This window comes from Sorangium sp. So ce295 (assembly GCF_051527405.1).
Taxonomy (GTDB): Bacteria; Myxococcota_A; Polyangia; order Polyangiales; family Polyangiaceae; genus Sorangium; species Sorangium cellulosum_B.
In genome coordinates this window covers 3,200,908-3,220,484 of the sequence record NZ_CP150324.1, presented here as the reverse complement: position 1 = coordinate 3,220,484, position 19,577 = coordinate 3,200,908, and the positions used below count along the sequence as shown (strand labels likewise).

13 protein-coding genes and 1 pseudogene are annotated in these 19,577 nt (G+C 70.7%); 4 read left to right on the top strand and 10 right to left on the bottom strand.

Going from position 1 to position 19,577, the window contains the following annotated elements; all coding sequences use genetic code 11:
• Positions 1 to 132: 132 nt before the first annotated feature.
• On the bottom strand, positions 133 to 1,041 hold the full coding sequence (locus WMF11_RS12450) for a LysR family transcriptional regulator (protein ID WP_437908610.1): 909 nt from the start codon (positions 1,039 to 1,041) through the stop codon (positions 133 to 135).
• Positions 1,042 to 1,147: 106 nt separating this feature from the next.
• Here WMF11_RS12450 and WMF11_RS12445 point away from each other — a divergent pair, with 106 nt between their 5' ends.
• On the top strand, positions 1,148 to 2,056 hold the full coding sequence (locus WMF11_RS12445) for an NAD(P)-dependent oxidoreductase (protein WP_437908609.1): 909 nt from the start codon (positions 1,148 to 1,150) through the stop codon (positions 2,054 to 2,056).
• Here WMF11_RS12445 and WMF11_RS12440 read toward each other — a convergent pair.
• A complete protein-coding gene (locus tag WMF11_RS12440; RefSeq protein WP_437908608.1) occupies positions 2,041 to 3,018 on the bottom strand; it encodes a LysR family transcriptional regulator in 978 nt (325 codons plus the stop codon). The genes WMF11_RS12445 and WMF11_RS12440 overlap by 16 nt on opposite strands.
• Before the next feature lie 39 nt (positions 3,019 to 3,057).
• Between WMF11_RS12440 and WMF11_RS12435 the strand changes: the two genes are divergently transcribed.
• Positions 3,058 to 3,597, top strand: coding sequence for a peroxiredoxin-like family protein (locus tag WMF11_RS12435; RefSeq protein WP_437977622.1), 540 nt, complete (start codon positions 3,058 to 3,060; stop codon positions 3,595 to 3,597).
• A gap of 41 nt (positions 3,598 to 3,638) precedes the next feature.
• On the opposite strand, the pseudogene WMF11_RS12430 reads toward WMF11_RS12435, so the two are convergent.
• From WMF11_RS12430 to WMF11_RS12420, 3 genes and pseudogenes are all read right to left on the bottom strand, one after another.
• A pseudogene (locus WMF11_RS12430) lies at positions 3,639 to 3,746 on the bottom strand (YciI family protein); the annotation flags it as partial.
• Positions 3,747 to 3,756: 10 nt separating this feature from the next.
• Positions 3,757 to 5,310 (bottom strand): M12 family metallopeptidase, encoded by a 1,554-nt coding sequence (locus WMF11_RS12425; RefSeq protein ID WP_437977621.1) that lies wholly within the window; start codon positions 5,308 to 5,310, stop codon positions 3,757 to 3,759.
• Positions 5,311 to 5,737: 427 nt separating this feature from the next.
• Positions 5,738 to 6,652, bottom strand: coding sequence for an AraC family transcriptional regulator (locus WMF11_RS12420; protein WP_437977620.1), 915 nt, complete (start codon positions 6,650 to 6,652; stop codon positions 5,738 to 5,740).
• Between the two features lie 123 nt (positions 6,653 to 6,775).
• Here WMF11_RS12420 and WMF11_RS12415 point away from each other — a divergent pair, with 123 nt between their 5' ends.
• Positions 6,776 to 7,381 (top strand): ATP-dependent Clp protease proteolytic subunit, encoded by a 606-nt coding sequence (locus tag WMF11_RS12415; protein ID WP_437908604.1) that lies wholly within the window; start codon positions 6,776 to 6,778, stop codon positions 7,379 to 7,381.
• Between the two features lie 53 nt (positions 7,382 to 7,434).
• On the opposite strand, the gene WMF11_RS12410 is transcribed toward WMF11_RS12415, so the two are convergent.
• The 3 genes from WMF11_RS12410 to WMF11_RS12400 form a co-directional block, all read right to left on the bottom strand.
• On the bottom strand, positions 7,435 to 7,812 hold the full coding sequence (locus tag WMF11_RS12410) for a hypothetical protein (RefSeq protein ID WP_437977619.1): 378 nt from the start codon (positions 7,810 to 7,812) through the stop codon (positions 7,435 to 7,437).
• A 453-nt stretch (positions 7,813 to 8,265) separates the two neighbouring features.
• The gene (locus WMF11_RS12405) at positions 8,266 to 11,664 is read right to left on the bottom strand and encodes a DUF7452 domain-containing protein (protein WP_437977618.1); all 3,399 of its coding nucleotides are present in this window, start codon (positions 11,662 to 11,664) and stop codon (positions 8,266 to 8,268) included.
• Between the two features lie 11 nt (positions 11,665 to 11,675).
• Entirely contained in the window at positions 11,676 to 13,115 is a 1,440-nt protein-coding gene (locus tag WMF11_RS12400; RefSeq protein ID WP_437908601.1) for a DUF1501 domain-containing protein, read from the bottom strand.
• A 639-nt stretch (positions 13,116 to 13,754) separates the two neighbouring features.
• Between WMF11_RS12400 and WMF11_RS12395 the strand changes: the two genes are divergently transcribed.
• Positions 13,755 to 14,669 (top strand): nuclear transport factor 2 family protein, encoded by a 915-nt coding sequence (locus WMF11_RS12395; protein ID WP_437977617.1) that lies wholly within the window; start codon positions 13,755 to 13,757, stop codon positions 14,667 to 14,669.
• 159 nt (positions 14,670 to 14,828) lie between these two features.
• Here WMF11_RS12395 and WMF11_RS12390 read toward each other — a convergent pair whose 3' ends face one another.
• Both WMF11_RS12390 and WMF11_RS12385 read right to left on the bottom strand, forming a co-directional pair.
• Positions 14,829 to 16,862 carry a bifunctional serine/threonine-protein kinase/formylglycine-generating enzyme family protein gene (locus WMF11_RS12390; RefSeq protein WP_437977616.1) on the bottom strand — a complete coding sequence of 678 codons (2,034 nt, stop codon included), beginning with the start codon at positions 16,860 to 16,862 and terminating at the stop codon, positions 14,829 to 14,831.
• A 75-nt stretch (positions 16,863 to 16,937) separates the two neighbouring features.
• Positions 16,938 to 19,310 carry a glycoside hydrolase family 9 protein gene (locus WMF11_RS12385; RefSeq protein ID WP_437977615.1) on the bottom strand — a complete coding sequence of 791 codons (2,373 nt, stop codon included), beginning with the start codon at positions 19,308 to 19,310 and terminating at the stop codon, positions 16,938 to 16,940.
• Positions 19,311 to 19,577 lie beyond the last annotated feature (267 nt).

The following is a 19,577-nucleotide window of genomic DNA, read 5'->3' as shown; positions in this document are numbered from 1 at the left end:
TGAGCGTCCCATCGGGCGCTTGGACTTCCTACCCGCTCAACGATCGCGGCTGGCGTTGAGCCACCGCAGCTTGTCGGGGTTGGCCATCGCCGCCAAGAAGGAAGATGGAGGCCCTGGGCGCCGTCTCCTGGTTCAACCCGTCTTTCGCTCCAGTCGCGCGGCGAGCCCTGCGGCGAGGTGCTCGGTCAGCGCGCGGACCGTCGTCGAGGAGAACCGTCCAGGGGGGCTCAGCGCAAAGACGGGAGCCGGCGGCGTCACGAAGCCCTCGAGCAGCGGGACGAGTCGGCCGCGCTTGATATCGTCGCGCACGAGCCAGTCGGCGAGCAGCGCCACCCCGAGGCCCTGTCGCGCCATGAGCGCCACCGCCTCGCTGTTGTTGGCGGCGAAGCGACCACGGACCGGGACCGGGACGCCTTTGCCAGGCTCCCTCCCGAAGCGCCAGACGGTCGACGCGTTCGCCTCGCCGTGAACGAGGCACTCGTGGGTCCGCAGGTCGCTCGGGGCGTTCGGGCGGCCGCGCGCCCTGAGGTACGACGGCGCGGCGACGAGCACGCGACCGCTGTCGGCGAGCTTCCGCCCGCGGGCGCTCGTGTCAGCGGGGACGCCGACGCGAATCGCCACGTCGAACCCCTCGTCGACGAGGCTCACGTACCTGTCGGTCATCACGAGCTCTGCGCTCACCGCGGGGTGGCGTCTCAGGAAGTCGCCGACCAGAGGGACGATGAAGAGCCGACCAAAGACGACGGGGAGGCTCACGCGGACACGGCCGCGCGGCTCCCGGTCGCCCTCGTTGAACTCGCCGCTCAGCTCGTCGAACGCCGCGAGCAGCTCCCGGGCGCGGGCCATCAGACGCTGACCGGCCTCCGTGACGCGAACCGAGCGCGTCGTGCGCTCGACGAGGCTCGCGCCGAACTGCGCCTCGAGCTCGGCGATCCACTTGCTCGCGGTCGACTGCTTGATCTTGAGGTCCCGGGCGGCGGCCGAAAAGCTGCCTCGCTCGGCGAGGCGCGAGAACAACCGCAGCGCTTCAAGTCGATCCATCCTGCCCCTTTCGGAATAAGTCCTAGCAGAAATGCGACATTTCGTCCCCTCCTGGAATGAGTCATTCCTGTCCCGACGATGACTGCGACCCACCAGGAGGCAATCCGTGGCGACTACTGTTGACGAGCTGGAGGACCCGATGGGCAAGCGCATGAGGGTGGCGTTCCTCGGCCTCGGTGCGATGGGCGGGCGGATGGCCTCCTGCCTCGTGAACGACGACATCGAGCTCAAGGTCTGGAGCCGCTCGGGAGTACCGTCGTGGGCGCCGTCGCTGGGCGCGTTCGCCGCGCGAACGCCGGCCGATGCCGCCAGAGACGCCGATGCCGTCTTCGCGATGGTCACGGACGACGAAGCGTCGCGCTCCGTGTGGCTCGACGACGATGTCGGCGCGCTGCGCGGGATGCGCAGCGGAGCGGTCATCGTCGAGTGCAGCACGCTGAGTCCAGGCTGGGTGTCGACGCTCGCCGGGCGCGCGAGGGACGCCGGGCTCGAGTTCATCGACGCGCCCGTCGTCGGCTCTCGCCCACACGCCGAGAGGGGCAACCTGACCTTCCTCGCCGGCGGAGACGCGGCGGTGCTGGAGCCGCTCCGTCCGATCCTCGGTCGCATGGGCGGCGCGGTGAAGCACGTCGGCGCCTCGCCCGCCGGAGCGTACGCGAAGCTCATCGTGAACACCTTGTTCGGCGTCCAGGTCGCGGCGCTCGCCGAAGTCCTCGGGTTCGCGGCGCGAGCGCGGCTCGACACGGCGGCGCTGATGCAAGCGCTGGAGGGGCTCCCGGTCCTGAGCCCCGCCGCCAGCGGCGCCGCGACGGGGATGCTGGCTCGTCGATTCGAGCCCATGTTCCCGGTGGCGCTCGCCGCCAAGGACCTGCGGTACGCGCTCGAGGCAGCGGAGCGAGTAGGCGGCGACCTGCCGGTGAGCCGGGGCGCGAGCGCGGTGTTCGAACGCGGCCTCGCGGGCGGACTCCGCGACGAGAACCTGACGGCCGTCGCCAAGCTCTACGACGAGGAGTGAACCTCGCGCCCCGCCGCGTCGTCGAGCCCGAGGCGACGGCGCATCGCCGCGGCGACCCGCTCGCGTGCCCAGCGGTGCGCGGGATCGGCCTGGAACCGCTCGTGCCACAGCAGCGCGAAGGGGACCGGCGGCAGGGCGATCGGCGCCTCGCGGACGACGAGCCCCAGGACCCCGGCCACCGCCTGCACGAGGGGCATCGGCGCGTTCATCAGGAGATCCGAGCTGGCGACGATCATCAGGCCGGCGAGGAACGACGGCACCTCGACGCCCACCCGGCGGACCAGCCCGCGCCCCGCGAGCTCGTCGCTGATGACGTTCGGACGCTCGTTGCCGATCCGCACGACCACGTGGGCGTGCGCCAGCCAGCGCGCGACCGTGAGCGGGCGGTCGAGCGCCGGGTGTCCGCGCCGGGCCGCCACGCCGAAGCGCAACTCGCCGAGCGGGCGGGCGATGGCGCTGTCGCCGACGAACCCCGCCGGGGCGAGCGCGAGCGGTGGATCACCCGCCGCGAGCGCCCGCCCGAGGTCGGGCGTGACGCTGGAGACCCGCAGGTCGACACCGGGTGCGTCGGCGGCGAGGTCGGCGAGCAGCCCCGGCACGAGCGGGATGAGCAGGTCCGGCATCGCCAGCGCCAGCGTGTGGCGGCTCGTGGCCGGGTCGAAGGACGACGGCGGCGCGACGGCGGCGTCCAGCGCCCGCAGGGCCGCCGCGAGCGGCCCGGCGATCGCCTCGGCGCGCGGCGTGGGCACCAGCCCTTCGTCGCCGCGCACCAGCAGCGGGTCGGAGAGCGCCTCGCGCAGCCGCCGGAGCCGGTGGCTCATCGACGACTGCGTGAGGCCCATGCGCTGGGCGGCCCGGGTCACGTGGCGCTCCTCCAGGAGAACGTGCAGCGCGTGCAGATGGCTGGGGTCGAGCCCGTCGAACATCCCATCGAGTATTACCATGATCGAGATGAAAAGCATCGATGAGCACCATGACGCCGGCCCGCTAGAGTCGAGTCCATGGCCGAAAACGTTCGCTCTCATCGCCTGCGCCCCGGAGACCTCCTCGCCCCGTCAACTGTCGAGACGCTGTGCCACGGGCCGCTCCAGATCCCGTCGGGGGGCCTCCTCCACCTCCAGTTCCGCCGCTTCGCCGGCTGCCCGGTGTGCAACCTCCACCTCCGCTCGTTCGCCCGGGGGCGCGAGCAGCTCGCGGCGGCGGCGGTGCAGACCGTCGCCTTCTTTCACTCCTCCGCGGAGACGATGCGGCCCTACCACGCCGATCTGCCGTTCCCCGTCGTCCCCGATCCGGAGCGCCGCTGGTACCGGCAATTCGGCGTCGAGCGCTCCGCGCTGGCGGCGGCGCATCCGAAGGTCGCGTGGTCGGCGATCCGCGGCATGGTGAGCGCGCGGTCCAACCCGTTTCACGGAGAAGGGGGCAAGGATGGGCTGCCCGCCGACTTCCTCGTCGGCCCCGACGGCGCGCTCCTCGATGTGCACTACGGAGCTCACGCCGCCGATCACTGGGAGCTCGAGCAGGTGATCGCCCTCGCGCGCTGAAGCGGCGGAGCCGCCCGATCAGCGCGGCGAGCCAGGGGAGCTCACAGGAGCTCTCTGGGGAGCTCGCTCCCGCTCATCACCTGCCGCACCTCGATGGCCATGTTGAGCGGCTCGCCGCCGAGCCCGGGCGCGGCGGACGCCTCCGCGGAGCGTCGCCCGTCAGCGCCAGTGGAAGTCCCACTCCTGGTTGGCCGCGTCCGGCCGGCACGCGTACACGCCGACCTGCGCGCCGGGATACGAAGCGCCGCCGAAGATATCGACGCACTGCCCGAGCGACTTGATAGGACCGTTCAGGTAGAAGTACTCGTTGTAGAGGCCTCGGCCGCAACCGTCCCACAAGATGATGGGGGAGCCCGGCACCGGCATGCCACCGGAGACGTTGAGGCAGCGGTCGACGGCGAACGTCGCCTTGATCTCGCCGGCGAGGAAGCTCAACGTCTGGTAAGATGCGGTGTTGATGCACGGCTTCAACGTCGGCCGCGTGCCGAGGGGCGGGGTGCCGGGCGGCACGTCGACGCACAGATCGGTGCCCGTCAGCTGAAGCCTGCTCGCCGCCGTCGCCGTCCAGCGCTCGCGCGCCGACGGCACCTCGCCGCAGCCGCGCACCTCGAGCATCGAGCCGGCCGTCGTGCCGGTGGCGACGACGCACATGTTGCCCATGGCCCGCAGGCGCATGCCTTCGAACGAGAACAGCTCGTTGGGCGCGCCGTCGGTCAGGCCCCACGAGATGAGCGGCGTTCCGGACGTCGGCGAGACCACGCCGCCGCCGACGTTCATGGCGAGCATCTCTCCGCCGATGGTCGCCCGGAGGTGGTGCCCGCCGGACGAGTGCGACAGCTTCGACCAGGTGTCGTTGGGGGCGTCCATGCACTGCCACGCGACGATGTCCTTGCCCCACTCGGTCGTGCCACCATCGATGTTCAGGCAGCGGCCTCCGAGCCCCACGATCGAGCCGCCGTGCTTGCGCCCATAGACGTTCTGTGCGCCGATGACGTCCCAGGGAGACAGCGTGCGATTCGTGTCGGCCAGGTTGCTGCAGTAGGTGGCCGCCATGATCGAGTCGGTGTCGGCCACCGGCGTCGCGTCGCTGGCCCCCGGGTGGGCCACGCCGCAGTAGCCGCTCGGCAGGCAGACCTTGCCGTCTCCGCTCGCGCACTGGGCATTGGACGTGCATTTCATGCATTGCCCCGTCCAGTCGTCGCGGTCGAACTCGTGCGAGAACCCGAGCGCGTGCCCGAACTCGTGCATGGCGACGACCTCGACGCGGCCGTCGGTGGTGTCGAGCGTCATGTGCTGCGCGCCGCTGGGCCCCGGATAGCCGAACCCGCTGTGGCTGCCGCCTCCCGCGGTGAGGTGGACGATGAGATAGCCGTTCGTGTTCGAGCCGCAGGGGCCCCAGTCTTCGAGCTTGATGTCTGCCGCGCGCTGCCACGAGTTGTCGACAGCGTCGCGGGCCCGGGCGAAGTACTCGAAGCGCCGCTGCCGCTCGGCGCTGGATACCGGATCGTCGATGCGATAACACACCGGCACCCAGCCGCCGGGCCAGGGGGTGCCGACCAGCTGGAGCGCGTCGTGGGTCGACGCGATCAGCTCCTCGTTCGCGGCCGCTTCGTCGCCCGGCTCGCTCGTCCCGCAGCCGGCTATGGCGGCGGAGACCACGGCGATGGAGACAGCGGAATGGCGCAGGACGAGCGATGAGAGTCTTCGTTTCATCGAATAGGCTCCTTCGTTCCAGGTCGAGTTGAATCGCACGGACCAGCGAGCGCCCGGATGCGCTGCGCGCCGCGAGCGCCTCGCCGTCGTCGAGAGAGGCTTATGCGCGCCGCCCGCCGCGGCTGACATCACGTGTCGTCTCGCGCATCGCTCGCTCCCCGGCGGCCGCGCCGCCGCAGGCCCGAGGCGCCCCGTCCGAAGAGGGGTATCCCCGGTGGGCTTGCGCTCGCAGGTCCCCTCACGGCCCCCGGACGCGCGGCTGCCGCAGGCCCCGGGCTCGCGGGTCGCAGCCAGCGCGCTCCGCGCTCCGCCGCCGCGTGGATTCGTACCGCCGGCTCAGCGATCCCTGGCGGGACGGTTCAGCGGCGTAAGTAAGGCGGCCTTCCCTGCACAGCCCGCGGGCTCCCGCTCCGCCCAGGCGAAACGCTCACGCCGCGGCGCGGACCGGCGGCAGGCGGAACGCGGCGCCCTCGGAGCGGCTGCGCCTGCGGAACGCGCCCGGCGCCTCGCCCGTGTGCCGCTTGAACGCGCGGCTGAACGCGAACTCCGAGTCGTACCCGACCTCGGCCGCCACGGCGGCCAGCGAGCCGTCGCCCTCGGCGAGCAGCTCGGCCGCCCGCTGCATGCGGAGCTCGGCGAGGTAGCGGAGCGGCGGGACCCCCAGCTCGGCGAGGAACCGCCGCGCCAGCGCGGCGCGGGACAGGCCCGCCGCCTTCGCGAGCGCCTCGACGCTCCAGCGCTCGGCCGGCTTCTCCTGCATGAGCCGGAGCACGCGCGCGACGCGACGGTCGAAGGCGCACGCCCCGCGCCGGTCGAGCGCGCGCGACGCGCGCCCCTCGCGCGCATGCTCGTGGCAGTGCAGCGCGTAGGCGAGCAGCGGCTCGAGCAGCGAGCGCGCCAGCTGGGCCTGCCCCGGGGAAGCCTCCGCGAGCGCGGCGCGCAGCAGGCCCACGACCGCAGAGAGCCCCGGCGCGCGCCGGACCTCGCCCGCAGGCAGGTGGACCACGGGCGCGAGCGCGGCGAGCCCCCCGCCGGGCGCGGCGGCGTAGGTCGCCGAGATCAGCTCCGCCTCGGCGGGAGCGCGCCCGGGCGGCGGCGCGACGCAGCGGAGGCTCTGCTCGCGGGGCCCCGCGCCGCGCGGGCCGAACCCGAGGAGCACGACGTCGCCGGCGTCGAGCTCCAGCGCGCACACGCCGTCCTGCGAGAGGCGAAAGGCGCCCTGCACGACGACGTGGAGGCTCGGCGGATCACCCGCGCCCGCGCGCCAGGGCGCGCCTGGGTGGCCGAGATGCCGGGAGACCACCACGCCGCGGGGAAGCCGCCCCTCCGTCTCGTCCGCCATGCCCCATCGTTGCCCCCGCCGAGGCCGCTCGTCCAGCGCTCGTTCGCGGATCGAGACGCGCGAGCATGACTCCGCGCCTCGCGGTCATGGCGCGCGGGCGAGGGCCGCCGGAAGCTCGGGGCCATGACGCGCCTCGATTCCACGCCGGATTCCACGCCGAACGAAGAAGCGCTCCCCCGCGCGCTGCCCGACAAGATCCAGAGCAGCCTGCTGAGGAGCCGGACCGTCCTGATCTTCGGGGAGATCACCAGCGAGCTGGCGCAGGCGACCACCGCGCAGCTCCTCGCCCTCGCGAGCGATGACGGCGAAAAGCCCATCCGGATCCTGATCCACTCCCCGGGCGGGCACGTGGAGTCGGGGGACACGATCCACGACGTGATTCGCTTCATCCGGCCCGAGGTCAAGGTGATCGGCACCGGCTGGGTCGCCAGCGCGGGCGCGCTGATCTTCGTCGCCGCGCGGCGGGAGAACCGGTTCGCGCTCCCGAACACGCGCTTCCTCCTGCACCAGCCGCTCGGCGGCGTGCGCGGCCCCGCGTCGGACATCGAGATCGAGGCGGCCCAGATCCTGGCCGCGCGCGAGCGGCTCAACCGCATCTTCGCGGCGGCGACGGGGCAGGCGCCCGCCAAGATCGCGCAGGAGACCGAGCGCAACCTGTGGATGACGGCGCGCGAGGCCCAGGAGTACGGCCTCGTGCATCGCATCGTCGAGAGCGCGCTGGAGGTCTGAGCGCGCCGGGGCGGCCCGCGCCGGCGCGATGACGCCGGGTCGCGCGACGTCCCCTACAGAGGGGCGAACGTGCATGCACCGGCGGCGCAGACGGGCCTGGACGCGAGGCACGCAGGCGTGCCGTAGGGGCAGCCCATCCTCCGATGCTCGCGACATACGGTCGCGTCGAGGTGGACGATGAGGCGCCTCATCTGGTGGACGCCCGCCCGGTTGACCACCTCACCACAGGTGCCGCCGCACTCGGTGCTCGTATCGACCATGACGCAATCGTTGTCGGAAGCGCATGCCCGGTAAGCGGCCCGGACACGCTCCACCTGGCCGGAGGCGCGGGCATGCAGCTGCTGGCAGGCCCTCCAGTCCACGTCTCTCTCGTCCTCCGTGCGTTCCGTCGTGTCGGTGAAGCCCGCGATCGCGAGCCCGAATGAAGCCATGGCAAAGAGCGCAGAGATCCCCAGGCGAGTCCGGTTCGTTTTCATGCTGCCTCCATCGCGTGCGTGCTCGTGGTCGCCGGCGACGCGGGCGCACCGCGCGGCGACTCGCCTGTCATGAGGCTCCCCCCGCGGGAACGGAAGGCGCTCGACGGCGCGTGCCACGGCGCGACCTGGGCGGTACGGAACGCAACGGTTCGCCTGCGCCGCGGCGCAAGGGCGAAGCGAGCCAGCACCGGTGCGCGCTCCGCCGCTTGCTGGACGAGGAGATCCGGGATCGGAGCGATGGCGTTGCTATGAAACGGCCCCATGCGCTCGCCCGGCGTCAGCGTGCCGGCGGGGCGCCCTCAGGTGGTCGGCCCACAGCAGCGGCACCGACTCGGCCTGCTGCAGGGCGCATGGAGGTGCCCTGCAGCAGGCCCTCTTCGCCGCGGAAAGGACCTACGGGAAGGGCCGTCAGTAGCCGCGGTGCACGTGGAAGACCAGGTTGTTCGCGACGGTGGTGCCGTCGCGGTTGATGATCGTCCACTTCTGGAGCGTCGTGTCGTAGCGCAGCGCGCTCCGCTTCGTGTGCAGGGTGCCCGTGCCGCTGAAGCTGTGCGTGAAGAAGAGGCGAGCGTCGGGCACACCGTTGATGTTCGGCTCGTCGATGACGAGGGCGTTACCGACCCGTGTCGCCGGGCTCGATGTCACCTTGAAGTCGCCGCCCAGCTTGACCGCGAACAACGCTCCGGGCGGAAGCGTGCCCTGGTCCTCGTTGTAGACGACCCACTTCTGCACGCTCGTATCATACCGGACACCCACAGGATGGTTGTTGTAAAGGCCCGGTGATCCCGGCAGGTTCCAGAGGCGGCTCACCTGCACGGCGATGGACGAGCGCCCGTTGAGCGCTGGATGATCGATGGTCGAGCTCGAGCCCGTGGGCTTGTTGGCAACCGTGACCTCATGGATGAAGACGCTGTCGCTGGGCGACATCGCGCGGACCGAGAAGCGCACGCCCAGCGGCATCGCGGCGAGGTCCTCGTTGTAGACGGCCCACCGCTGCAACAGTGTGTCGTACCAGACGCCCACGTGGTGGTCGTTGCTGACGGTGCCGGCGACGGGTGCCACGAGGAGGATGAGATTCGGCTTCCCGTTGAGCGCCGGATGATCGATGTGGCTCATGCTACCCGTCGTGGACGTCACGTCGTGGAACAGCGAGACGGACCCCGCCTCCTCGTTGCGCGCCGCCTGGCGCATCGCCTCCTTGATGGTGCTCGCCGTGTTCATGTCGACGGTCGTCGGCGTCATCTCCGTGGGATCGGGCAGGCCGTTCGGGCCGGTGGCCATGAACAGATAGGTCTGCGCGCTCTGATTGGCGGGCATGCCTCCCGTGGGGTTCTCGAATACCTGCCCGTTAGGCGCCACGACCTTGAATTTATCTCCCGCCCACAGCTCCAGGCTGTCGCCGAGCTGGAGCACCATGCCCGGCGCAGCCGGCGTGCTCTGCCCCTGCGCGTAGACGAACCGCGCCTGTCCGCTCACTTGCACGATGGTCGCCCCCTCGGCCCAGGCCAGGAAGACGCCGCCGCGCGCCGGCGTCATCGGCATCGGCAGGTCGGTCACCACACGCGGATCCACCGGCGGCGGGAGCGTCGTGAACCAGTCCGAGTCGAACGAGCAGCTGAGGCAGGGCCACGGCCGCGGCAGATCGGGCAGGACCGCTTCTCGGTAGACGCACCCCCCGGAGGGGCAGATCTTCGACCAGTCGATGTTCTGAGGGAACGACTCGTCCGCGCAGTTGACCGAGATGCCATCGAACGCCGTCTGCGGATCGACCCAGCTCTCGCAGGCATCGGAGGGCGTGTCATCGGCGAGCGTGCCGTTGTTCTGCATGTCTCCCACCTGGAGCTGCGGGGGCGAATCGAAGTCGGTCTCGGAGACCCCGACTCCGTGGGGGACGCCCTCCAGCATGAACTGCGGCGTCTTGACGAACACCTCGCAGAGATCTCGCAGGGCGGCATTCCCCAGCGCCGCCGTCGTGTACGCGCTCGCAAACGTCGCGGTCATCGATTTCCCGAGGAACGTGCTGAGGGCCGTCGCCTCGCCGGAACCGGCCGAGAGGCCGCGCCCGAGGAGGCGGAAGCGCAGCGCCTCGACGGCGCCGCGCACGGTGACCCCTCCGGTCATGGCGCGGTCGGTGAGCGCGTCGATCCAGTCGCGCGAGATCGCCGCCGGTCGATCGCAGCGGCCCGCGGAGGCCTCCCACCCGAGCATGGAGTGTTGCGATGACGTCGGGTTCGCCGTGCTCAGGCGCGAGAGATGAAGGCCCATCGCCCCTGCCTGGGAGGGCGTCGGGTACGTGGTCGATTGGGGGAAGTGAGTGACCCAGAGCTTGCCGCCGACCTTCCACTGGAGCGCCGACGCCTTCATCCGAAAGAGCAGATCCGCGGAGCGTCGATGAACGGCGTCGCCCACGTAGTCCTGGGCCGGCGTATCGATGAACGGCTCGAAGACCTTGGGCATCGTCCCCGAGGATTCAGGCAAGCGGTTGAAGTAGGGCGACGTGACGATCTCGGTGAGCAACCCCTTGAGCGACCAGCCCCGCCCGGCGACGTGGTTCTCGGCGAGGTTCCAGAGCAGTTTGTGCTCGTCCGTAGTGCGGGAGGTGAAGTTCGGGATGGTCAGCGGAGCGCCGAAGAACTCCCTCCAGACGTCGTTGGCGAAGGCGGCCGCGAGCCAGAAAGCGCCGAGCGTGCGGCCTTGATTCGCATGGTTCGCCCCCGTGTCGAGATCACCGGAGTCGTACGATTTACGAAGCGCGAGGAACCCCTCCTTCAGCCGATCATCGAGCGCCCACACCGTCGTGCTGCTCGCGTCAGGGAGCAGGAGGCCGGTCCCGCTCGGTGTCTGGGTCGACGTGTCGTTCGAGAAGCTGCCGCAGCTCGCCCCGTCCCAGCCGGCGAAGGGGACGTTCGTCCCCTGGGACCGACGGAAGGAACCGACCCAGTCGGCGTCCGTCGGCGTCTGGAACGAACCGGCGGTCGCCCATGCCGAGAGGCCCGAGAAGACGCGCCCCTCCTGCCCCATCGCCCAGTCGGAACCGGGAGTGAAATAGGACGCCGACGACGACGACACCGAGCTGAAGTGCGTGCGATGGCACTGCAGGCACTCCATCGATTTGTTCGCATAGACCTGCGTGAAATGCTCCGCGATCTGGCGCTGCTTGACGTACGTCTCTGCATCATCGGTTCCATACTGGCGTACCAGCGCGAAGACGAACCCGCGGTAGGCCGGAAAGACGTTGTCCATGAGGAGCGACCCGCGCACGACATCGGCCATGTTGTACGTGCCCGGGGACGCCGGAACAGGGGGCTCCGCCACGGCATCCGACAGGGAGGTGGCGTTCCCGAGGCGCCGCGTGTAGAGGACGACCTTCGCCGCCCTGATCTTGTCGTTATCGCTCGACAGCAGCGGCTGGGAGAAGCAGTCCGACTGGCTGCGCGCTCCCTCCCGATCCACGCGCATGCGGTCGAGCAGCACGCCGGTCCAGCGATCGACGAAGGCCGGATGCTCCATGAGCGCCTCGGCCATGCGGGCGCGGCCGACGCGCGCGGTCATGACGGTGAGGAACTTGAGCTCGCCGAAGCTGCGCACAGGCCTGCCGAGCAGCGCCGGTACGACCTGCTCGACCCAGGCCGCGTTGCCCGCGTCCACTCCACCAGGAGACGTAGGCTCCGGCGCGAGCGCCGCTTGGCTCACGCCGGGAGGGGCTTCTTGCGGCTGCGGCTCGGTCGTGCTGCAGCCCGCCAGCAAACCACCGGCGAGCAGCACGGCGAGCGCTCCCCGCGCCGACTCCAACCTCTTGAATTTCATACGATCTCCTCTCACGCCTGGAAGAACGGCTGCTCGTACGACGACGGCATCCCCGGCGGCAGCTCTTGGAACGCAAAGTTGTCCGTGACGTGCGGATCGATACCGGCCGCGGTCAGCGCCACGCACGCGAGGTTGGCCGGCGTATACCTGCCGGCCGGAGAACCCGCCGTCCAGTCGATGGAGCCGATCAGCTTCGGCTCCCCCGAGGCCGTGGGCTGGATGGGACCACCGATGAGCACGACCACGTAGCCTCGACCGTAGTGGTTGCGGCCAGTGGTTCCTTGCGGGTCCGGGGTGCGGCCGAACTCCGTGTTGAGGATGATCAGCGTGTCGTCGATGCTGACGCGGCTTGCCGCCGGCGTGGCCGTGCTCGTCACCCGAGACAGCTCCTTGAGGAGAAGAAACAGGTTGCCGAACGTCACGCCGGCGGTATGCCCGTGGCCGTCGTACGCCGCAGCGGTGTCAGTTCCGATGCCGACATCGACCATGCCCACGTAACGCGTGCCCTTCGTGTTGAAGAGCCAGGCCGCCATATCGAGGCATGCCGCCGTGGTGTTGCGCGGCGTTCCAGCGGAGCTCACGTTCGTCGAGCAATGCGCGAGCGACGCGCCCTCGCCGCGGAGGCTCGAGTTGAATACGCCCGTGAGGCTCGGGCTCCCGGGCAGGCTGTCGAGCGCGGCCCTGTAAGCGTCGTACCCGCGAGATCGAGATCCGTCGAGGTTGGTCTCATAGAGGTCGGCGTAGTAGCTCGTCAGCGCATCGGCTCCCGCGTTGACGCCGGTCCGCGAGGCCCAGTCGGCCATCTCGCTCACGCCGGAGCTCATGGGGACGAGCACGGGCCGCGCCGCGGAGCCGTGCCCGCCGACCGAGAGCCACGCGGAGAACGCGTCGTCGTCTCCGGGGAAGAAGCGCCCGTTATCGGGCATCAGGACGTAGGACGTGTGCTGTTCCGGGTAGCGGCGCTTGATCGCGGCGCCGAGGCTCGCCGCGCGCCCATCGCCCAGACGACGTCCCGTGAGCGCGAGCGGGATCGCCACAGGATGCGCGTTGAACTCGTGCGTCATCGTGACGACGCGCGTACGGGCCAGGAGGTCGGGCCGGCTCCACAGGGGGGACGTCGCGACGCTCCATTTCATCCCCCCGAGCGTCTGCACGGTCGCTCCAGTTTGGGTACTTCCGCAGTGCGTCAGCAGCGCCGTCGAATTGAATGCGCTGAGCAGGTTGGCTTTGAACAGGGTATCTCGCAGATCGACATGGAACGACTCCCACGCGGAGAGCCCCCCGTAGAGGAAGATCTCGAGGATCTTCTTCGGCCCACCCCACGTGGCCACGCTCGGATACGGGGCCCAGGACTCCCCCACCGGGCCATCTGCCCAGGCGGGCCGGCCGGGCAACGCCGCTGCGGCGGCGAGCGCGCCGGCGCCCGTCAACAGTTTTCGTCGAGAAATCATGCTCTTCTCCTGCGTCTCAACACGGTACTGAAAGAAGCGCCGCGCCCGGCCGCAATCGCGATCGACGTGCCGGGCTGCGCAGCGGACAACGCGCTCGCGGAGTTGCGAGCGCAGCGAGGCCCAGAGCAAGTTCCATTCCTGGTGGGTGAGCTCGGGACGCGGGGTGGCGATCGCTCAACGAGGGCGCGCGAGCGTGGCTCGTGCTTCGACGACGCCGCGGACGCGAGGGCACGTGCGCACGCGCACGCCGGACGAGAGATGAAGACGGGAGGAGGCGTGACATGTCACGGAGCGAGCGTGACATGTCACGGAGCGAGCGTGACATGTCACGGAGCGAGCGTGACATGTCACGGAGCGAGCGTGCCCCCATGGGGACGAGCGGAGCCCTGGTAACACTTCAGACCGGGAGCCCCGCCGGATGCGGCGGGGAGGACGGCGCAGGCGGCAGTGCGGCGGGGGCGGATCGATGCATTGGCGGTCGCGCTGCCGCCTCCGGCCCACAGGCGAGCGAGGGCGCAGCAAAACAGCGCGCGACGCGCCGCGGAGGCCGCCCGTGGGCTGGCGCGGCGAGGGCGAGATCGATTCGAGGTCCGCGCGCCGCGGATTGCCTCCCGGCGCGCGATGCGATACGCGGTATCAATGCATTTCGCTCCTTGGCTCGGACTGGCAGCAATCTGCTTCTTCGTGGCGTGCTCCGGGGAGCGGGACGACCCTCCGGACGGACGCGGCGGCGCCGCCAGTGACACGATGATGGCGGGGAGCGGCGGCGCGGGCGGCGGCAGCCCAGCCGGCGTCGGTGGGGGCGGTGCGGGGGGAAGCGGCTGTGATCCGGAGCTCGCGCGCGCGAACAAGGCCCTCGTCGGGCAGGCCCTCGACGAGCTGCTCGTCGACAAGGATGTCACGGCGGTCGATCGCTACTGGGCCGACCCGTACCTCCGGCACCATCCGGGGGCGCCGAGCGACCTCGCGGCGTTCAGGACCCTGATGAGCTATGAAGTCGCGTCGCTGGGGTTCGGCTACGAGCGCCTGCGCACGCTGGCCGAGTGCGACCTGGTGGTCGTGCATGGCCGCTACTCGGACGCCGGCGTGATCTTCGACATGTACCGCGTCAAAGACGATAAGATCGTGGAGCACTGGGACTCCAACACGGCCGAGGCTTCGGATGCCGCCGGCCCGACGGAGATCGAGGACGAGGCGCTCACGGCGCAGAACAGAGCGCTCGCGCTGAGCTTCATCGACGCCGTGCTCGTCGACGGGGAGCACGCGCGCGTCTCCGAGTTCCTTGACGCGAGCTACGTCGAGCACCGCTATGCCACGGCGACCGGCCCCGCCGCGCTCATCGAGTACGTGGAGAGGGACTACCTCACCTACTACAAGGTGCATCACGTCGTCGCCGATGGAAACTTCGTATTCACCCTCTCCGAAGTGTCGCGCGGCGGAGGCGCCTACGGTATATATGACCTGTTCCGCGTCGACGACGGCGCCATCGTCGAGCACTGGGACTCACGGCGCATCGTGCCCGCCTCGACCGACAGCGAACTCCCGATCTTCTAGAGCGCTTTTCAGCCGAGCCCAGTACGAGCGTCGCAGAGCGGCGGTCACCCGCACAGGAGACGGGTCCAGATCGGCGTTTTCGGCGCGGAAGCGCACTCCGGTGCGCTGAGCACCGAAAACGTCGAGATGGGCCCGTCTCCGAAGCGGGTGACCGCCGCTCTAGGGGTCCTTGGCGCAGCGGAAGCCGATGCTCCAGCCGCGCGCCGTCGAAGCGCTCGGGCGGCGGTGCGCGGAGCGCACATACTGGCTCTCGACCGTATCCCACCCGCCGCCGCGGAGCACACGGCGGGAGTCGTCGCAATCGTCCCTGTCGTAAGGGCAATAATGGCTCTCGGTCCACTCCCAGACGTTGCCGGCCAGGTCCAGGGCGCCGGCGGGCGATCTCCCGGCCGGCGATCGTCCGACGGGGGCGGTCGCCGGGGCCGCGTCGCCGTCGTTGTACATGCGAGGCCACGGCCCCTTCCCTACCTTCTCCAGCCGCTCCGTCAGCATCCGGCTGCACTCGGGCCCGCAGGCGTTGAGGCGCTCGCCCGAGGGCGGCGCGTGGCCCCAGGGGTAGGTCCGGGCGTCCTCGCCGCGCGCCGCGAGCTCCCACTCCGCCTCGGTGGGCAGCCGCTTGCCGGAGGCGGCGCAATACGCCTTCGCCTGGTACCAGTCGACGCAGTTGATGGGGTGGTCCAGCGCCTCGGGGCCGTTGCAGAACTGGCTCCAGAAGGAGCGGCCGCTGGGCGTGAGCCCCTCCGACTCGACGGTCTTCTGCGGGCGATCGCAGGCCTCGCAGTCCGAGTAGGCCTTCACCGTCACCTCGGTGACGTCGAGGCAGAACCGACCCACGGTCACGCCATGTCGCGGCGTCTCGTCGCTGGGCGTCTCCGCGTCCGCGTCGGAGCCCATCTGGAACTCGGTGCCTTCGACGAGCACCATGCCGGCCGGGCAGCCGCCCGATCCGGCCGACGGCTCGCGCAGGAAGAGGTACCCCCCCGCGCCCGCGGCGCACGCGGCGGCGGCGAGCGGCGCGGCGCGGCGGAGGCGCCTCTCGCGCGCGCGCTCGCCGCCTCCGCGGCCCCGCGCCGCGGGCCGCGGGGGCGGCTCGCGCGCGCGCTGGTGGAGCACGGTGTGGCCAGCCGCGGTGTCAGGGACAGGGGCCGCCGTCACAGGGTCGCCCGCGAGCGCGCCTGAGCTCGCGAGCGTGCCCGAGGTGACAGGCTCTCTCGCGAGCTCGTCGGCGCCGCGGGGCGCGCCCAGAAGAGCGACCGGCGCGGCCACGGTCGTGGCGAACGCGGCCGGGTGATGGCGGCCCGCGGGCGCGTCGACCTCCGCCGTCCGGACCTCCAGGCTCGGAAACGCATCGACCATCTCGCGCGCCGACTGGAATCGGCAGGTCGGATCGACGGAGAGCGCCTTGGAGAACCAGTCGTCGATCGACGCCGGCAGGCCCGGCCTCTGCTCGCTTGCGGGGCGGAACCTCCCCTTCAGGACCGCCGCGCCGACGGAGACGAACGAGCTGCCCTGGAACGGCTGCGCGCCGGTCAGCGCCTCGTAGAGGATGACGCCGAGCGACCAGAGATCGGAGCGGAGATCGACGTCCTTGCTCCCCTCGAGCTGCTCGGGGCTCATGTACGGGGCCGATCCGATCACCATCCCGGTCTCGGTGAGCGCGGGGTTCGCCGCCGGCGCCGCCGCGTCGCCCGCCACCTTCGCGACGCCGAAGTCGAGCACCTTGACGAAGAGCGGGTATCCCTGGCCCCCCTCCGTGATGAAGACGTTGTGGGGCTTGATGTCGCGGTGCACGATGCCGAGCTCGTGGGCGCTCTCGAGCGCGCTCCCCACCTGCCGCGCGAGCGACCTCGCGGTGGCGAAGCTGAGGCGGCCGCCGCGCTCGAGGAGCTCGGCCAGCGAGAAGCCGCGCAGGAGCTCCATCACGAGGTACGGCACGGCGCCGTCGACGACGCCGTAGTCCATGACCTGCACCACGTGCGGGTGCGCGATCCGCGCCGTGGCCCTCGCCTCGCGCTGGAAGCGCGCGACGAGGGCAGGACGCTCCGCCGCCCGCTCGGGGCGGATGAACTTCACCGCGACGTCGGTGTCGAGGGCGAGGTGCCGCGCCGCCCACACGACGCCCATCCCGCCCTGCCCGAGAGGCCTCAGCAGGTGCAGCTTGTCCGCGATGACGGCGTCGGGTCGGAGCTCCACGAGGACGAGGCGGATGGTACCACCGGCGCGCCGGCGGCCGCACCGTGGCCGGCGGGAGCCCTCAGGCCAACGTGGCTACGGCTTCGCCTTCTCGTCGAGGAAGCCGGTCACCCACGCGAGCGGCGCGTTCCAGTTGATCGTGATCTCGTTCACGCTCCAGGCCTCGATGTTGTCCACGAAGCACCGCTGCGCGACGCACCCCTTGAGGCCGGCGCTCTGGACGTAAGGATCCTGGAGCGAGGAGTTCGGGCCGCCGGAGACCGCGCCGGGCGGCGCCTTCGGGTACTTGCTGTTCGCCTGGTGCGCCCAGAACCGGTGGTGCGGGTTCTCGAGCGGCTTGTCGCCGTAGCCGGTCACGTACGACTGCCCGAGCGGGTTGCGCCCGAGGATGTAGTCCATGCCCAGCACCACGCCGTCGAGGTACTTCGGCTGCTTGGTGAAGTCGTGGGCGAGCGCCACCACGAGCATGTTGTTCAGCACGGCCGAGTTCGAGCCCCAGTCGTACTTGCCTTCAGGCGTCCGAGCGACGAGCGTCCGGTACCCCTCCTTGTCCGCGATGGCGAGGTACTGGTCGGCCGCCTTCGCGATGCGGCCGCGGATCTGCTGCTGCCACGCCGCGTCCACGTGGCCGGGCACGATCGCCATCGAGATCTGGCCGAGCCCGTCCGTGACCCCCCAGTAGATCTCCATCGGGAACCGCGCGTTGAGCGGCGAGGCCTGCAGGAACTGCTTATATTCCGGCTTCCCCGTCGTGACGAAGAGCTCCGCCGCGGCCCAGTAGAACTCGTCCTTGGCGTCCTTGTCGTCGTAGGGCCCGCCGCCCTTGTCGCCGCCGGGCGGCGCGTAGAGGGCCGGGTTCTGCTTCGCCGCCGCCCAGGCGCGCTCGGCGGCCTTCAGGCACTTGGCCGAGAACGCCGCGTCCACCGTCTTCCAGATGCGCGCGCACTGCGCCCCCGTGGCCGCGACGTTGAGCGTCGCCGCGGTGCTCGGCTTGTGGAGGAAGCGCGCCTGCTTGTCCTCGTGCGGCGCGAGGCCGAGGCCCGTCCACGACTCGTCGTGCATCTTGTGGTGGACCATGCCGGCGAGCGGCTTGCCTTCCGGCACCTGCATGCCCAGCAGGAACTCGAGCTCCCAGCGCGCCTCGTCGAGGATGTCGGGCACACCGTTCTTGCCCTCGGGGATGTTGAGCTTGCCGTCCGCGAAGTCGGCGCTCGAGGCGCCGATGTGCTTCGTGCGCTCGTACCAGTTGAGCAGCGTCCACACCGAGATGCCGCCGTTGACGACGTACTTGCCGTGGTCGCCGGCGTCGTACCAGCCGCGGGACGCGTCGAGCGAATAGTCGCAGCCGCTGTCCTTCAGGCAGGGCGTGCTCTTGTCGTGGAGGTGCCCCGCCGGGCGCGCCAGCTCGGGCTTGCCGGCGAACGGCATCTTGATCTCGATGCCGCTCCGGTTGTGGTAGAAGTACGCGAGCGCGTCGTACTTGAGCTTCTGGTAAAGGCCAGTTCCGATGTCGAATGGAAAGCTCTTGTCCTCACCCACCTTGAGCACGTAGCCCTGGCCAGGCGCCTTGGCGGCCGTGAAGTCGACGAGGTGGACGTGATCGCCGGAGGCGCCGTCCTTTCCGAAGACCTTGGTCTGGCCGTGGGCGACCGACTTGCCGGAGGCGTCGAGCAGCTCCCACGCGACCGGCGCGGTCGCCGCGCTGTTCACGGTGGCGATCTTGATGGCGCCGGGCAGATACCCGACCTGGTTCACGGCGACCTTCGGCGCCGCCGCCTCGGCCACGGGCGCGGCGGCCTTGAACTGGGGGTCGTCCAGGCGGATGTCGTCGATGCAGACCTCGAACGGCTCCTTGGCCGACGCCATGGCGCCGCCGATGTGGAACGCGAGCTCCGCCGTGGCGTCATCGGCCTTCCCCATCGTGAACTTGCCGGAGAAGGTCTTCGGCTCGGTCCCGAGGATCACGGTGTCCGACCAGTACTCCTCGTAAGGCGGCCCCGACATGCCGACCTTCGGCCGCGCCTTCGTGGGCGAGGACGCCCAGGCCTTGTACTCGAGGGTGTAGCTGTGCCCCTTCTGGATCACCATCTCCCGGTGGCGGAACTGGGCGTCCCAGTTGTTTGACCCCTTGTTCGTCACCGTGACGCAATAGGCCCCCTTCTTCACCTCGGCGCTGCCCGCGCCTGGCGCGGTGAACGAGGTGGTCCAGGGCAGGCTCTTGTTGTCGTCGAAGTTGGATGCCTTGAGCAGGTTGGTCTGCGCGGGCGTGGAGCCGCCCGCGGCGCTCGCGTCACCGCCCGCGCCGGGGCCCGCGCCGCCAGGAGGGGCGGCCCCCGCGCCGGGGCCCTGCGTGACCACGCATCCAGCGCTCAGCCCGAGCGCGAGCGCGAGCGCGGACACCCGCCCCGCTCGGCGGAGGATCGACTGCTTGAGAAAAAGGTCCTTCATAAGTCCTCGGTTCACGACTGGGAGCAATCGGCGCATAGAAAGCGGCGATTCCGCCCGTCTTGTCAAGCGCAATCCTTCCCGACGCGCGGGTTCGAGGCGTCGCGGCGGCCGTCCCGTCGACCTTCGCCAGCCGGCGGCGCGCGGCCTGCCATCACCCGCCATCCCGCGCGGCCCTGCGGCGCGCGGCGATCCCGCGCGATCTGCTGCGCGCGGAAGGCCCAGCAAGTTCGCGCTGGTACCCGTGGCGAGGCCGCACTAACCTCCGCC